Annotated in this window: 13 protein-coding genes; 2 read left to right on the top strand and 11 right to left on the bottom strand. The window is 69.5% G+C overall.

The genetic code is table 11. The features are described 5' to 3' along the window. Positions 1–117 precede the first annotated feature (117 nt). Both ACIOJD_RS29215 and ACIOJD_RS29220 read left to right on the top strand, forming a co-directional pair. A complete protein-coding gene (locus tag ACIOJD_RS29215) occupies positions 118–906 on the top strand; it encodes a peptidylprolyl isomerase (protein WP_401918993.1) in 789 nt (262 codons plus the stop codon). Between the two features lie 150 nt (positions 907–1,056). Continuing rightward, a complete protein-coding gene (locus ACIOJD_RS29220) occupies positions 1,057–2,286 on the top strand; it encodes a DUF349 domain-containing protein (RefSeq protein WP_401918995.1) in 1,230 nt (409 codons plus the stop codon). Positions 2,287–2,433: 147 nt separating this feature from the next. On the opposite strand, the gene ACIOJD_RS29225 is transcribed toward ACIOJD_RS29220, so the two are convergent. The 11 genes from ACIOJD_RS29225 to pdxS form a co-directional block, all read right to left on the bottom strand. Next, entirely contained in the window at positions 2,434–4,980 is a 2,547-nt protein-coding gene (locus ACIOJD_RS29225) for a RelA/SpoT family protein (protein WP_401918997.1), read from the bottom strand. Positions 4,981–5,187: 207 nt separating this feature from the next. Beyond that, positions 5,188–5,733, bottom strand: a complete 546-nt coding sequence (locus tag ACIOJD_RS29230) for an adenine phosphoribosyltransferase (RefSeq protein ID WP_401918999.1) — start codon at positions 5,731–5,733, stop codon at positions 5,188–5,190. Beyond that, positions 5,730–6,848, bottom strand: a complete 1,119-nt coding sequence (gene secF, locus ACIOJD_RS29235) for a protein translocase subunit SecF (RefSeq protein WP_401919001.1) — start codon at positions 6,846–6,848, stop codon at positions 5,730–5,732. Before secF ends, ACIOJD_RS29230 begins: the two co-directional genes overlap by 4 nt. Before the next feature lies 1 nt (position 6,849). Beyond that, positions 6,850–8,640, bottom strand: coding sequence for a protein translocase subunit SecD (gene secD, locus ACIOJD_RS29240; protein WP_401919003.1), 1,791 nt, complete (start codon positions 8,638–8,640; stop codon positions 6,850–6,852). A gap of 140 nt (positions 8,641–8,780) precedes the next feature. Beyond that, positions 8,781–9,311: a preprotein translocase subunit YajC gene (yajC, locus tag ACIOJD_RS29245; RefSeq protein WP_401919005.1), complete on the bottom strand. Its 531-nt coding sequence runs from the start codon at positions 9,309–9,311 to the stop codon at positions 8,781–8,783. Positions 9,312–9,476: 165 nt separating this feature from the next. Further along, the gene (gene ruvB, locus ACIOJD_RS29250; RefSeq protein WP_401919007.1) at positions 9,477–10,562 is read right to left on the bottom strand and encodes a Holliday junction branch migration DNA helicase RuvB; all 1,086 of its coding nucleotides are present in this window, start codon (positions 10,560–10,562) and stop codon (positions 9,477–9,479) included. 77 nt (positions 10,563–10,639) lie between these two features. Beyond that, complete coding sequence (gene ruvA / locus ACIOJD_RS29255) at positions 10,640–11,266, bottom strand: Holliday junction branch migration protein RuvA (protein ID WP_401919009.1); 627 nt, start codon at positions 11,264–11,266, stop codon at positions 10,640–10,642. Next, positions 11,263–11,820, bottom strand: coding sequence for a crossover junction endodeoxyribonuclease RuvC (ruvC, locus tag ACIOJD_RS29260; protein WP_401919011.1), 558 nt, complete (start codon positions 11,818–11,820; stop codon positions 11,263–11,265). The genes ruvA and ruvC overlap by 4 nt, the downstream gene beginning before the upstream one ends. 182 nt (positions 11,821–12,002) lie before the next feature. After that, on the bottom strand, positions 12,003–12,755 hold the full coding sequence (locus ACIOJD_RS29265) for a YebC/PmpR family DNA-binding transcriptional regulator (protein ID WP_401883202.1): 753 nt from the start codon (positions 12,753–12,755) through the stop codon (positions 12,003–12,005). Between the two features lie 62 nt (positions 12,756–12,817). Next, on the bottom strand, positions 12,818–13,408 hold the full coding sequence (pdxT, locus tag ACIOJD_RS29270; protein ID WP_401919014.1) for a pyridoxal 5'-phosphate synthase glutaminase subunit PdxT: 591 nt from the start codon (positions 13,406–13,408) through the stop codon (positions 12,818–12,820). Positions 13,409–13,414: 6 nt separating this feature from the next. After that, positions 13,415–14,338 (bottom strand): pyridoxal 5'-phosphate synthase lyase subunit PdxS, encoded by a 924-nt coding sequence (pdxS, locus tag ACIOJD_RS29275; RefSeq protein WP_401919016.1) that lies wholly within the window; start codon positions 14,336–14,338, stop codon positions 13,415–13,417. Positions 14,339–14,423: the final 85 nt, after the last annotated feature.

Genomic DNA, 14,423 nt, shown 5'->3' on the forward strand with positions numbered 1-14,423 from the left:
GCCGGACACCGCCGGGCCCGCCCCTTGGGGCGGACGACGCTACTTCGGAATGACTCGTCCAGGCCGGACAGACCCTGCTCGGACCGGACAGGATCACACCCAAGAGGAGAAGACCCGGTGGTCAACAGCGATCAGCGGCGGCGGCAGCTCGCCCGGGAGAAGTTCGAGCGGCAGCAGCAGCGCCGGACCGAGGCCCGCAGGAAGGCGAAGCGCCGCAATGCCATCATCGCGTCCACGCTGGCGGTAGTGCTGGTCGCGGGCGCCGCGGCGTACATCTCGATCGGCATGAACGACTCCGGCAAGAGCGACGCCGCCGCCGCGGAGTCGAGCCCCTCGCCCTCGCCGTCGGCGAGCGAGAGCAGCGCGCCCGAGCCGAAGATGACGATCGACAAGTCGGCGAAGTACACGATGTCGCTCGCCACGAGCCAGGGCGACATCTCGATCGCGATGGACGCGAAGAAGACGCCGCACACGGTGAACTCCTTCAAGTCGCTCACGGACAAGGGCTACTTCGACCGCACGAAGTGTCACCGACTGGTCACGCAGGGCATCTACGTGCTCCAGTGCGGCGATCCGAAGGGTGACGGGACCGGCGGCCCCGGCTACACGATCGCGGACGAGAATCTGACCGCTCTCGGCAAGGCCGGTGCGGACGGCTCCGTGACGTACCCGGCCGGGACGGTGGCGATGGCGAATACCGGCCAGCCGCACACCGGCGGCAGCCAGTTCTTCCTGGTGTACAAGGACACCAAACTCCCGCCCAGCTACACCCCGTTCGGGACGATGGACGCCGACGGGCTGAAGGCCGTGAAGGCCGTGGCGGAGGCCGGAGTGGCGGGCGGTCAGGGCGACGGTGCGCCGAAGAAGGCCGTCACCGTGAAGAAGGGCACGGTCGACAAGGCGTGACCCTCTGAATTTCGGCCGCGCTGAGTGCGGACAGCCGGGCGGCCGGTCGCCTAGATTGGCGTTGTGCAGGGCGGGCGCGGCCCGCCCCAGGAAACTGTGGACGATGCCCGGGGGCCACACCCCCGACGGGCATCAGGTGGAGGAGGCGCTGTGAGCAGCGACCCGTGGGGCCGTGTCGATGAGACAGGCACCGTGTACGTGCGGACGGCCGAGGGCGAGCAGGTCGTCGGATCGTGGCAGGCTGGCTCTCCGGAGGAGGCACTGGCCTATTTCGAGCGCAAGTACGAGGGCCTGGTTGTCGAGATCGGCCTCCTCGAACGGCGGGTGAAGACCACCGATCTGTCCGCGAAGGATGCGACGATCGCCATCGAGCATCTTCGGGGCCAGATCGACGAGCACCACGCCGTGGGCGATCTCGACGCACTGCGCAAGCGGCTCGACGCGCTGGTGGCGACGGTCGAATCGCGCCGCGAGGAGCGTAAGGCGCAGCGGGCGAAGCAGACCGACGAGGCGCGCCACGCCAAGGAGGCTCTGGTCACCGAGGCGGAGGAGCTGGCGCAGAGCGACCAGTGGCGGTCGTCCGGCGAGCGGCTGCGTGCGCTGGTGGACACCTGGAAGGGTCTGCCGAGGCTGGACCGGAAGTCCGACGACGAGTTGTGGCACCGCTTCTCGCATGCCCGCTCGGCGTTCTCCAAGCGCCGTAAGGCCCATTTCGCCGCGTTGGACGCGCAGCGCGAGGAGGCCCGTAAGGCCAAGGAGAAGCTGGTCGCGGAGGCTGAGTCGCTGTCCGGCTCCACCGACTGGGGCGGGACGGCGGCCCGCTACCGCGAGCTGATGACCGACTGGAAGGCGGCGGGCCGCGCCCAGCGCGAGGCCGAGGACGATCTGTGGAACCGCTTCCGCGGTGCCCAGGACGTCTTCTTCGCCGCGCGCGGTGAGGTCTTCGCCGAGCGGGACGCCGAGCAGACCGAGAACCTCAAGCTCAAGGAGGAACTCGCGGTCGAGGCCGAGCGGCTGGTGCCGGTCAAGGACCTCAAGGCGGCCAGGGCTGCCTTCCGGTCCCTGAACGAGCGCTGGGAGGCCATCGGCCATGTCCCGCGCGACGCCCGGCCCAAGGTCGAGGGCCGGATGCACGCGGTGGAGCGGGCGCTTCAGGACTCCGAGGAGAACGAGTGGCGCCGGACGAACCCGGAGGCGCGTGCGCGTGCCGAGGGTCTGACGGGGCAGCTCCAGGCGGCCGTCGACAAGCTGCGTACGCAGATCGACACGGCGCGCGCGGCGGGCAACAACTCCAAGGCGGACAAGCTCTCCAAGGAGCTGGAGGGACGCCAGGCGCTGCTGGACCAGGCGCTCAAGGGTCTCCACGAGTTCGGCGGCTGAAGGGCTGAAGGGCTCCGTACCGGTACGCGAAGAGGGGCTCCCCGTACGTGATGTACGGGGAGCCCCTCTTCGCGTGTCCGGGCCTCAGGCCTGTTTCGGGGTGCCGTGCCGGGCGTCGCGGGCCTGGAGCGATCCGGGAAACAGGGCCTACGGCCTGCGGGCCGAGGTGACTCGGTAGACGTCGTAGACACCCTCGACACCTCGTACCGCCTTCAGTACGTGTCCGAGGTGCTTCGGATCGCCCATCTCGAAGGTGAAGCGCGAGGTGGCGACCCTGTCACGGGAGGTCTGGACGGCCGCGGACAGGATGTTCACATGCTGGTCGGACAGGACGCGTGTGACGTCCGACAGCAGCCGGGACCGGTCGAGCGCCTCGACCTGGATGGCGACCAGGAAGACCGAGGACTGGGTCGGGGCCCACTCGACTTCGAGGATCCGTTCGGGCTGCTGGGACAGCGAGTCCACGTTGACGCAGTCGGCGCGGTGCACCGAGACGCCGCTGCCACGGGTGACGAAGCCGATGATCGGATCGCCCGGGACCGGCGTACAGCAGCGGGCGAGCTTCACCCAGACGTCCTCGACGCCCTTGACGACCACGCCGGGGTCGGCGTTGGCGCGGCGCTTGCCGCGGCCGTGCGAGGGCGGGGCGCTCTCGGCGATGTCCTCGTTCGCGGCCTCCTCGCCGCCGAGGGCCTGCACCAGTTTCTGTACGACGCCCTGCGCGGCCACATGGCCCTCGCCGATCGCCGCGTACAGCGACGAGATGTCGGGGTAGCGCATCTCGTGCGCGAGCGTGACCAGCGAGTCTCCGGTGAGGATGCGCTGGATCGGCAGGTTCTGCTTGCGCATGGCCCGCGCTATGGCGTCCTTGCCCTGCTCGATCGCCTCGTCGCGGCGCTCCTTGGAGAACCACGCCCGGATCTTGTTCCTGGCGCGCGGTGACTTGACGAAACCGAGCCAGTCGCGCGAGGGGCCGGCCCCGGATGCCTTGGAGGTGAAGACCTCCACCAGGTCACCGTTGTCGAGCGTCGATTCGAGGGGCACGAGGCGCCCGTTGACCCGCGCTCCTATGGTCCGGTGGCCGACCTCCGTGTGCACGGCGTACGCGAAGTCGACGGGGGTCGCGCCGGCGGGCAGCGCTATCACGTCGCCCTTGGGCGTGAAGACGAAGACCTCGTTGCGGGACAGGTCGAAGCGGAGCGACTCCAGGAACTCGCTGGGGTCCTCGGTCTCCTTCTGCCAGTCCAGCAGCTGGCGCAGCCACGCCATGTCGTTGACGGTGTCCTGGCCGGCGCCCTTGCCCGCGTTCCTGGGCACGTCCGTACGCACCTTGGAGGCACCGGCGACGGCCTCCTGCTTGTACTTCCAGTGCGCGGCGATGCCGTACTCGGCGCGTCGGTGCATGTCGAACGTGCGGATCTGGAGTTCGACCGGCTTGCCGTTGGGCCCGATGACCGTCGTGTGCAGCGACTGGTACATGTTGAACTTGGGCATCGCGATGTAGTCCTTGAACCGGCCGGGGACCGGATTCCACCGGGCGTGGACGGTGCCGAGCGCCGCGTAGCAGTCGCGGACGGTGTCGACCAGGACGCGGATGCCCACCAGGTCGTAGATCTCCGCGAAGTCCCGGCCGCGGACGATCATCTTCTGGTAGACGCTGTAGTAGTGCTTGGGCCGGCCGGTGACGGTGGCCTTGATCCGGGCCGCGCGCAGGTCGGACTGGACCTCGTCGGTCACTATCGCCAGGTATTCGTCCCGCTTGGGGGCCCGCTCGGCGACCAGGCGGACGATCTCGTCGTACATCTTGGGATAGAGGATCGCGAAGGCGAGGTCCTCCAGCTCCCACTTGATGGTGTTCATGCCCAGCCGGTGGGCCAGCGGCGCGTAGATCTCCAGCGTTTCGCGGGCCTTCTTCTCCTGCTTCTCCCGCTTGAGATAGCGCATGGTGCGCATGTTGTGCAGCCGGTCGGCGAGCTTGATGACCAGGACGCGCGGGTCCTTGGCCATGGCGACGACCATCTTGCGTACGGTCTCGGCCTGCGCGGCCTCGCCGAACTTGACCTTGTCCAGCTTGGTCACGCCGTCGACGAGGAGCGCGACCTGGTCGCCGAAGTCACGACGCAGGGTGTCCAGGCCGTACTCGGTGTCCTCGACGGTGTCGTGCAGCAGGCCCGCCATCAGCGTGGCCGGGTCCATGCCCAGCTCGGCGAGGATCGTCGTCACCGCGAGGGGGTGGGTGATGTACGGGTCGCCGCTCTTGCGTTTCTGGCCGCGGTGCCAGCGCTCGGCGACCTGGTAGGCGCGCTCGATCTGGCGGAGCGTCGCGGTCTCGATCTTCGGGTCGTTGCCCCGCACGGTCCGCAGCAGCGGCTCCAGGACCGGGTTGTACGGCGACGAGCGCTGCACGCCGAGCCGGGCGAGACGGGCCCGTACGCGGTTGGAGGAGCCGCCGCCGGAGCGGGGCACGGCCCCGGGGCCGGGTTTGGGGGCGCTGACGGGCGTGGAGGGGCGCTCCGGGGGCACGGACGCCTCCACGGGCCGTGGCCGTGCGTCCGAGGTCTCCGCGGGCGGCCGTGCGGCCTTCTCCTCGGCGGCGACCGGGGCGTTGTTCTGCGGCACGGCTGACGCCGCCGCGGCCTGGTCTGCGGGGTGATCGGGCGTTGCGGCGGCCAGTGGCTGGACCTCGTCCGGCAAGAGCGCTCCTTCTGCGGGGCCCCGGCCTCTCGAGCAGGCCCGGGTTGCCCATGGTATCGGCCCTACCGTGACACGTGCTCGGGAGCCCGGTCCGACGCCTCTCGCGGAGCGCTCCGGAGGGCCGCTGCCCCTTACCGGACGCTCCCGGGAACGAGGCGGGCGCCGCGGGATTTCCCGCGGCGCCCACTCGTGGCTGTCGAAGCCGTGTCAGAGCGTGATCAAGGCATCCAGCGGAGCGCCGTCCAGCGCGGGCTCCAGCCGCTCCCGGCCACCGAGGAAGCCGAGCTCCATCAGGACCGCGACACCCACGACCTCGGCTCCGGCCCTGCGGACCAGTTCCAGCGAGGCCTCGGCCGTACCGCCGGTGGCGAGGACGTCGTCGATGACGAAGACCCGGTCACCCTGGTCCAGGTCCTCGGCGTGGACCTCGATCTCGGCCGAGCCGTACTCCAGGTCGTACGACTGGGCGAGCGTCGCCCCGGGGAGCTTGCCCGCCTTGCGTACGGGGATGAACCCGACGCCCGCGCGGACCGCCACGGGCGCGGCCAGGATGAAGCCGCGCGCCTCCAGGCCGACGATCTTCGTCGCGCCGTACCGCACGCACAGCTCGGCGAGCGCCTCGGTCAGCGCGGTGAAGGCCTTCGGGTCGGCGAGCAGCGGGGTGATGTCCTTGAACACCACGCCCGGCTTGGGATAGTCGGCGACATCACGGATCCGGCTGAGCAACAGCTCGCGTGTGCTGGTGTCCGTCATCGACGCCTCCCCGAAGAACGACCGCGGCCACCACGGCTTCGCGGACCTGCCACCGCGCCGGCGGTCGCCGCCTCGGCGGCCGGACCGACCTGCGAGCCGTCCCCCGCGTCGGGGTCCGCGGACTCGTCGGCCGCCTCCCCCTTGGCGGCAGCGGCGGCCCGCTTGGCGAGCACCCGCTTCTTCAGCGCCTTGATCTGCGGGTCGCGTTCCTTCAGGTCGGCGACGAGCGGCGTGGCGATGAAGATCGAGGAGTACGCACCGGCGGCGAGGCCGACGAAGAGCGAGAGCGAGATGTCGTTCAGCATGCCGGCGCCGAGGAAGCCACCGCCGATGAAGAGCAGACCGGCGACCGGCAGCAGCGCCACCACGGTGGTGTTGATGGAACGCACCAGCGTGCTGTTGATGGAGCGGTTGGCGATCTCGCTGTAGGTCCAGCGGGTCTGCTTGGTGATGTCCTTCGACCCCTCCTTGAGACTGTCGAAGACGACGACGGTGTCGTAGAGGGAGTAACCGAGGATGGTGAGCAGACCGATCACCGTGCCCGGGGTGACCTCGAAGCCGACCAGCGAGTACACACCGACCGTGATGGTGAGGTCGTGGATCAGGGCGACCAGCGCCGCGACCGCCATGCGCCATTCGAAGGCGATCGCCAGATAGATCACCACCAGGATCATGAAGATCCCGAGGCCCATCCACGCCTTGTTGGCGATGGTCGCGCCCCAACTCGGGCCCACGAGGTCGGCGTTGACCTTCGCCTCGTCGACCTTCAGGTCCTTGGCCAGCTCGGTCTTCACGGCGTCCGACTGCTTGGTGTCCAGTTCGGTGATCTGGATCCGCAGTCCGCCGTTGCCGAGCTTCTGGACGATCGCGTCGTGTCCGGACGCCGACGAGGCGTACGACTGGGCCTGCGACACGGAGGCGCTCGTGCTCGGGGTGGTGAAGACCGCGCCACCCTTGAACTCGATGCCCATGTTGAGGCCGCGCACCGCCAGGCCGACGATGGCCGTGATGGTGATCAGGATGGAGAGCGCGTACCAGAACTTGCGCTTCCCGATGAAGTCGTAGCCGACTTCACCGCGGTAGAGCCGGGCGCCGAGATCGCCGAGTCGCGACATCTCACGCCTCCTTCGGGTCGGTGGGAGCGCTGACACGGCGGGCGCGGCGCAGCGGCGGCTTGGCACCGAGGCGCTGCGGGTCGAGCCCGGACCAGGGGTGGCCCCCGGAGAAGAACTTCGTGCGGGCCAGCAGCGTCATCACGGGCTTGGTGAAGAAGAACACCACGACCACGTCGAGGAGGGTGGTCAGACCGAGGGTGAACGCGAAGCCCTGGACCTTGCCGACGGTGACGAGGAACAGCACCGCGGCGGCGAGGAACGACACGAAGTCGGAGACGAGGATCGTGCGCCGGGCGCGCGGCCACGCGCGTTCGACGGCCGGGCGGAGCGTACGGCCCTCGCGGATCTCGTCCCGGATGCGTTCGAAGTACACGATGAACGAGTCCGCGGTGATACCGATGGCGACGATCGCGCCACAGACCGCGGGGAGGTTCAGCGCGAAGCCGATACCCGGCCCGAGCAGCGCCATGATCGTGTACGTCATGATGCCCGAGGCGGCGAGGCTGAGGATCGCGATCCCCGCGAGGCCGCGGTAGTACGCCACCAGGTAGATGATGACCAGGCCGAGGCCGATCGCGCCGGCGATCAGACCCGCGTCGAGCTGCTCACCGCCGAGTGCGGCGGTGACCGAGGTGACGCTCTGCTCCTGGAAGCTGAGGGGCAGCGCACCGTACGACAGGATGTTGGCCAGGTCCTGAGCGGACTGCTGGGTGAAGTTGCCGGAGATCTCCGCGTTGGCGCCGAGCGCCTGCCTCACCGAGGGAGCCGAGACGACATCGCCGTCGAGCACGATGCCGAACTGGTTCATCGGCGACTGCTGCTGCGCGAGCTTCCCGGTGATCGCCGAGAACTTCTTGGTGCCGGCGCCGGTGAAGTCCATGGTGACCTTCCAGAGCCCCTGCTGGGGGTCCAGAACGGCCTTGGCGTCATCGACGTCCGTGCCTTCGAGTTCGGCGGGGCCGAGGACGTACTTCTCCCACTGCCCGGCGGAGTTGGTGCCGCAGGCCACGATCGTGTCCTTGGGCGTGGCTCCGAGATTGGCCTTGGTGCGCGCGGACTTGTTCTTGCAGTCCAGCTCCGTGAACTTCTTCTGCAGCGCGGCGGTGGCCGGGTCGGGCGGCGTCGTGGCCGACGGATCGGGCTTCGGCGAGGAGCCGGACTTGTCCGAGGAGTCGGACGTGCCCGAGGAGGAATCCGGGGAAGGAGTCTCGTCCTTCTTGAGGGCGTCCGTCACGGCCCGGCCCTGAGTGGTGGCGCTCGACGAGGGCGTCGCCTCCGAGTCCGGCTTGTCGGCGGAGTCCTTGCCCGACGAAGCGCTCGACGACGAACTGGGAGAGCCGCTCGGGGAGCCGCTGGCGGAGGGCTGCGGGGCGGTCTGACTGCCTGCCGCGACGGTCAGTACGGGCCGGAAGTACAGCTGGGCCGTGGTACCGACCTGATCCCGGGCCTGCTTCTCGTTCGTGCCCCGGGGGATGTTGACGATGATGTTCTTGTCGCCCTGGGTCTGAACCTCGGCCTCCGAGACACCAAGACCGTTGACGCGCCGCTCGATGATGCTGACCGCGGTGTCCATGTTGGTCTTGTTGATGGCGTTCGGCTTGCCCGGCGTGTTCTTCGCCTCGAGCGTGATGCTCGTGCCGCCCGCGAGGTCGATACCCAGTCGTGGCGTGACATGACCGGACCAGAACATCCCGCCCGTGAGGGCGACCATGGCAATCAGGAACAGGACCAGGGTGCGCCCTGGCCTGCCTGGGGACCCTGTCTGCCTTCGGCCCTTATTAGGTGCTGCCACCTTCTCGTTTCTCCCTGTCCAACCGCCCCACGCCGGGTGTGCGCCGAGCGGCCACGAAGTGTTGGGGACCTGCCCCCGCAGAAATCAGCGCGCTCGTGAGCCGCGGTGGGCCGCTGGACGGCCCACCGTCACGGACGTGACTACTTCGCGCCGGCCTCGCCGTCGGCCTTGCCGTCCTTGGCCTCGGCCTTGGATTCGGCGTCGGCCTTGGGCGCGGCGTCGTCGGCCTCGCTGTCCTTGGCCGCGGCGTCCTTCTCGGGCGCGGCGTCGCCGGCCTCGGGCTCCTTGACCAGGTCGATCTTGGCGTTGTCCGCGGTGGCGGAGTCGTCAGGGCCGGTCAGCGAGGAAGCGTCGTCCGGAACGACCGGGGCGTCGGCCTCGATGTGGTCGTCGCCGTGCACGATGCGGTTGTACTCGTCGTCGTCCAGGACCGCACCGATCGCGTTCTTCGCGTAGACGGCGTGGACTCCGGGAGCCACCTCCAGAAGGACCATGTCGTCGTGCACCTCCTTGACGGTGGCGTACATGCCCCCGATGGTGCGGATACCGGTGCCGGGCTGCATTTCGTCGCGCATCTGCGCAGCCGCCTGCTGCTTCTTCTTGGCGGACCGGGTCATCAGGAACATGGCCCCGATGAGCACAATGAAGGGGAGGAGGGTCACGAGACTCACGGGAGGGAACTTCCTTCGCACGACCGCGCTGTCGAGCGGCCTGATATACGGGGGTGGGCACGCCGACCCGGAAGGGCGGCATCGGCGGAGTCTAAGCGAGTCCGCATCGTTGGAACAACGCCCGGCGAGGCGCCTGGGTTCCTGACCGGACGGCGCCGCTTCCCGTCACGCCCCGAACAGGCCGGGTTGCCCACCGGAACCGGCGGCCTGCCGCGGCGGCGCGAGTCCGAGGTGCGCCCAGGCGGCGGGCGTGGCCACCCGGCCACGCGGAGTGCGCGCCAGCAGGCCCTCCCGTACCAGAAAGGGCTCGGCGACCTCCTCCACCGTCTCGCGCTCCTCCCCCACGGCCACCGCCAGGGTCGACAGGCCCACGGGTCCGCCTCCGAAGAGCTTGAGCAGCGCCTGGAGCACCGCCCGGTCCAGCCGGTCGAGTCCACGCTCGTCGACCTCGTACACCTGAAGGGCCGCGGAAGCCACCTCACGGGTGATGTTTCCGTCGACCTTGACCTGCGCGTAGTCGCGGACGCGGCGCAGCAGCCGGTTGGCGATACGGGGCGTGCCCCGGGAGCGGCCGGCGATCTCGGCCGCGCCGTCGGTGTCGATCTCCAGATCGAGGAGCTGGGCGGAGCGGTAGATGACGCGCTCCAGCTCGGTGCTCTCGTAGAACTCCATGTGCCCGGTGAAACCGAAGCGGTCACGCAGCGGTGGCGGCAGCAGTCCGGCCCGGGTGGTGGCGCCGACCAGGGTGAACGGCGGCAGCTCCAGGGGGATGGCGGTGGCGCCCGGCCCCTTGCCGACGATGACGTCGACCCGGAAGTCCTCCATCGCCATGTACAGCATTTCCTCGGCGGGCCGGGACATCCGGTGGATCTCGTCCAGGAAGAGGACCTCACCCTCCTGGAGGGAGGAGAGGATCGCGGCGAGATCACCGGCGTGCTGGATGGCGGGGCCCGAGGTGATCCGGATCGGGGCGTTCATCTCGGACGCGATGATCATGGAGAGGGTGGTCTTGCCGAGTCCCGGCGCCCCGGAGAGCAGTACGTGGTCGGCGGTGGCGCCGCGGGCCCGAGCCGCCTTGAGCACCAGGTCGAGCTGTTCACGCACCCGCTCCTGGCCCACGAACTCGTCCAGCGACTTGGGCCGCAGCGCCGCCTCGACCGCCTGGTCCTCGCCATCGGCGGACGCGCCGACGAGCCGCTCGGCCGCCTCGGCCGGCATCGGCGCCTCGCTGCTGGTGTCGTCCCAGTTCACTCAGTTTCACCTCGGGGAGCGGGACCGTCGTGGGACGGTCCCATGGAGTACGGCACGGTCGGGGAGCCGGCGCCGGCTCAGCGCGTTCTGTTCAGGCTCTGGAGCGCGGCGCGCAGCAGCTGCGGTACGGGAGGCTGGGTCCCCTCGGCCACGGCGGCCTCGGCCTGGGGTGTGACCAGGGTGACCGCCTCGTCGGCCTCGCGGGTGGCGTAGCCGAGGCCGATCAGGGCCGCGTGCAGCTGGTCGCTCCAGGAGACGGAGACGGTGGTGCCGATGCCCTGGCGGCCGACGGTGGCGCCGACCGGCTCGCCGAGCCGGTCCTTGAGCTCCAGAAGAAGCTTCTGCGCGCCCCTCTTCCCGATACCGGGGACGGCGGTCAGCGCCTTCTCGTCCCCCGTGGAGACGGCGCGGCGCAGTGCGTCCGGGGCGTGTACGGCGAGCATCGCCTGGGCCAGCCGGGGCCCGACCCCGCTGGCCGTCTGCAACAGCTCGAACACCTGGCGCTCGTCGTCGTCGGCGAAGCCGTACAGGGTCAGTGAGTCCTCCCGTACGACCAGGGAGGTGGCGAGCTTGGCGTCCTGGCCGATACGCAGGTCGGCGAGGGTGCCGGGGGTGCACTGGACCGCCATGCCGATGCCGCCGACCTCGATCACGGCGGTGGTCGGGGCGAGGGCGGCGACCGGGCCGCTGACGAAGGCGATCATCGCGTGACCTTCCGTACGGATGTGGTGGTGGGGATACGGGAGGAACGGGCCGCCGCCTGCGCCTGCTGGAGGCGGTTCATGGCGGGGGCACGCCAGATATGACAGATGGCGAGCGCGAGGGCGTCCGCGGCGTCGGCCGGCTTCGGCGGGGCGGCGAGCCGCAGCAGCCGGGTCACCATGGCCCCGACCTGTGCCTTGTCCGCGCGACCGCTGCCGGTGACGGCGGCCTTGACCTCGCTGGGGGTGTGCAGGGCGACGGGGATGCCGCGCCTCGACGCGCAGAGCATGGCGACCGCGCTGGCCTGGGCGGTACCCATGACCGTACGGACATTGTGCTGGGCGAACACCCGCTCCACCGCGACGAGTTCGGGCCGGTGCTCGTCGAGCCAGGCCTCTATGCCCTGCTCGATGGCGACCAGCCGGGGCCCGATCTCCGCGTCCGCGGTCGTACGGACCACGCCGACACCGAGCATCGTCAGCGGCCGTCCGGCCGTGCCCTCGACGACGCCCACTCCGCACCGGGTCAGTCCGGGGTCAACACCCAGAACCCGCATAGCGCCCCACTCCGTTCGATCACCCGTTCCGCCCTCGGGCGGAACCCCTGATCGGCACAGTATCCGTCGCCACTGACAACGCGACGGGCAGACATCGAGGGGAGTGTGCGAAAGCGCTCGACGAGGGGCCGCGGCCGGCCGACGGGTGGACATGTCCCCGTCGGCCGTCAGGTGAGGCCGCGTCAGGCGTCGACCTTCTCCATCACTTCGTCCGAGACGTCGAAGTTGGCGAAGACGTTCTGCACGTCGTCGCTGTCCTCAAGGGCGTCGATCAGCTTGAAGATCTTGCGGGCGCCCTCCTCGTCCAGTTCGACCTGCATGGTCGGGACGAAGTTGGCGTCGGCGGAGTCGTAGTCGATGCCGGCCTCCTGGAGCCCGGTACGGACCGCGACCAGGTCGGTGGCCTCGCTGAGCACCTCGAAGGACTCACCGAGGTCGTTGACCTCCTCCGCGCCCGCGTCCAGCACGGCGCCCAGGACATCGTCCTCGCCCAGCTCACCCTTGGGGACGATCACGACGCCCTTGCGGTTGAAGAGGTACGAGACGGAGCCCGGGTCGGCCATCGAGCCGCCGTTGCGGGTCATCGCGACCCGTACGTCGGAGGCCGCGCGGTTGCGGTTGTCGGTCAGGCACTCGATCAGCACCGCGACACCGTTCGGGCCGTAGCCCTCGTACATGATCGTCTCGTAGTCGGCGCCGCCGGCCTCCAGGCCGGCACCGCGCTTGACCGCCGATTCGATGTTCTTGTTCGGTACCGAGCTCTTCTTCGCCTTCTGGATGGCGTCGAAGAGAGTCGGGTTACCGTCCACGTCGGCGCCGCCGGTACGCGCCGCGACCTCGATGTTCTTGATCAGCTTCGCGAAGAGCTTGCCGCGCTTGGCATCGATCACGGCCTTCTTGTGCTTCGTCGTAGCCCATTTAGAGTGGCCGGACATCTGCCTGTCTCCTTCGCGTAACCGGTTCTGCTCCGTTCGGCAGAGATCCTACCGGGATCCCGTCACCGTGCGGAGCGCACCATGTCACCGAAGAACCGGTGCAGCCGGTGGTCTCCCGTGAGCTCCGGGTGGAACGACGTCGCGAGGGCATTGCCCTGACGTACGGCGACGACATGGCCCCCGTACTCGGCGAGCACCTGGACCTCGGCGCCCACCGACTCGACCCAGGGCGCCCGGATGAAGACACCCTCGACCGGACCGCCGTCGATACCGGCGACCTCCACGGCCGCCTCGAAGGACTCGTTCTGCCGCCCGAAGGCGTTCCGCCGGACGATCATGTCGATGCCGCCGATGGTCTCCTGGCCCGAGCGGGGATCCAGGATCTTCTCCGCGACCATGATCATCCCGGCGCAGGTGCCGTACACCGGCATCCCGGCCCGTACCCGCGTACGCAGCGGCTCCAGCATCCCGAACAGCACGGCCAGCTTGGACATCGTCGTGGACTCGCCACCCGGGATCACCAGCCCCTCGACCCCGTCCAGCTCCTCGGGACGCCGTACGGTCCTGGCCACGGCGCCCGCCGCGGTCAGGGCCGCCAGATGCTCCCGTACGTCGCCCTGGAGAGCCAGGACCCCGATCACCGGTGTGCTCATCGGTGCTTACCAGCCACGGTTCGCGTAGCGCTCGGCCTCGGGAAGCGTGTCGCAGTTGATGCCGACCATGGCCTCGCCCAGATCCCGGGACGCCTCCGCGATGGTCTTCGGGTCGTCGAAGAAGGTGGTGGCCCGCACGATCGCGGCGGCGCGCTTGGCCGGGTCACCGGACTTGAAGATGCCGGAGCCGACGAAGACACCCTCGGCGCCGAGCTGACGCATCAGCGCGGCGTCCGCGGGAGTGGCGACACCACCGGCGGAGAACAGCACGACCGGCAGCTTGCCGAGCTCGGCGACCTCCTTGACGATCTCGTACGGCGCGCGCAGTTCCTTGGCGGCGGCGTACAGCTCGTTGTTGTCGTAGCCGCGCAGCCGGGCGATCTCGTTCTTGATCTGACGCAGGTGCCGCACCGCCTCGACGACATTGCCCGTACCGGCCTCGCCCTTGGAGCGGATCATGGCCGCGCCCTCGGCGATCCGGCGCAGAGCCTCGCCCAGATTGGTGGCGCCACAGACGAAGGGCGTGGTGAACGCCCACTTGTCGGAGTGGTTGACCTCGTCGGCCGGGGTCAGCACCTCGGACTCGTCGATGTAGTCCACGCCGAGGGACTGAAGGACCTGCGCCTCGACGAAGTGGCCGATCCGGGACTTGGCCATGACCGGGATCGAGACGGCCTCGATGATGCCCTCGATCATGTCCGGGTCGGACATCCGGGCGACGCCGCCGTCCTTACGGATGTCGGCGGGAACCCGCTCCAGCGCCATGACGGCGACCGCGCCGGCGTCCTCCGCGATCTTCGCCTGCTCGGGCGTGACGACGTCCATGATCACGCCGCCCTTGAGCTGCTCGGCCATGCCGCGCTTGACGCGTGCGGTACCGGTCGCGGCGTTTTCCACGGACTGGGGGGTGGTGGGGAGCGAGCTGGACACGAAGCGACCTCACAGGCTGAAAACGATGGAGAACTGCCCCACCAGAGAACGCCTCGGGACCGGCCCCCAGCAAGGGCCAATGGCG

This window comes from Streptomyces sp. NPDC088116, assembly GCF_044741745.1.
Classification (GTDB): domain Bacteria; phylum Actinomycetota; class Actinomycetes; order Streptomycetales; family Streptomycetaceae; genus Streptomyces.

Excerpts from the sequence above, each read along its gene's own strand:
- ruvC (WP_401919011.1), bottom strand. The coding sequence starts at position 11,820 with ATGCGGGTTCTGGGTGTTGACCCCGGACTGACCCGGTGCGGAGTGGGC.
- ACIOJD_RS29265 (WP_401883202.1), bottom strand. The coding sequence starts at position 12,755 with ATGTCCGGCCACTCTAAATGGGCTACGACGAAGCACAAGAAGGCCGTG.
- ruvA (WP_401919009.1), bottom strand. The coding sequence starts at position 11,266 with ATGATCGCCTTCGTCAGCGGCCCGGTCGCCGCCCTCGCCCCGACCACC.
- pdxT (WP_401919014.1), bottom strand. The coding sequence starts at position 13,408 with ATGAGCACACCGGTGATCGGGGTCCTGGCTCTCCAGGGCGACGTACGG.
- secF (WP_401919001.1), bottom strand. The coding sequence starts at position 6,848 with ATGTCGCGACTCGGCGATCTCGGCGCCCGGCTCTACCGCGGTGAAGTC.
- ACIOJD_RS29230 (WP_401918999.1), bottom strand. The coding sequence starts at position 5,733 with ATGACGGACACCAGCACACGCGAGCTGTTGCTCAGCCGGATCCGTGAT.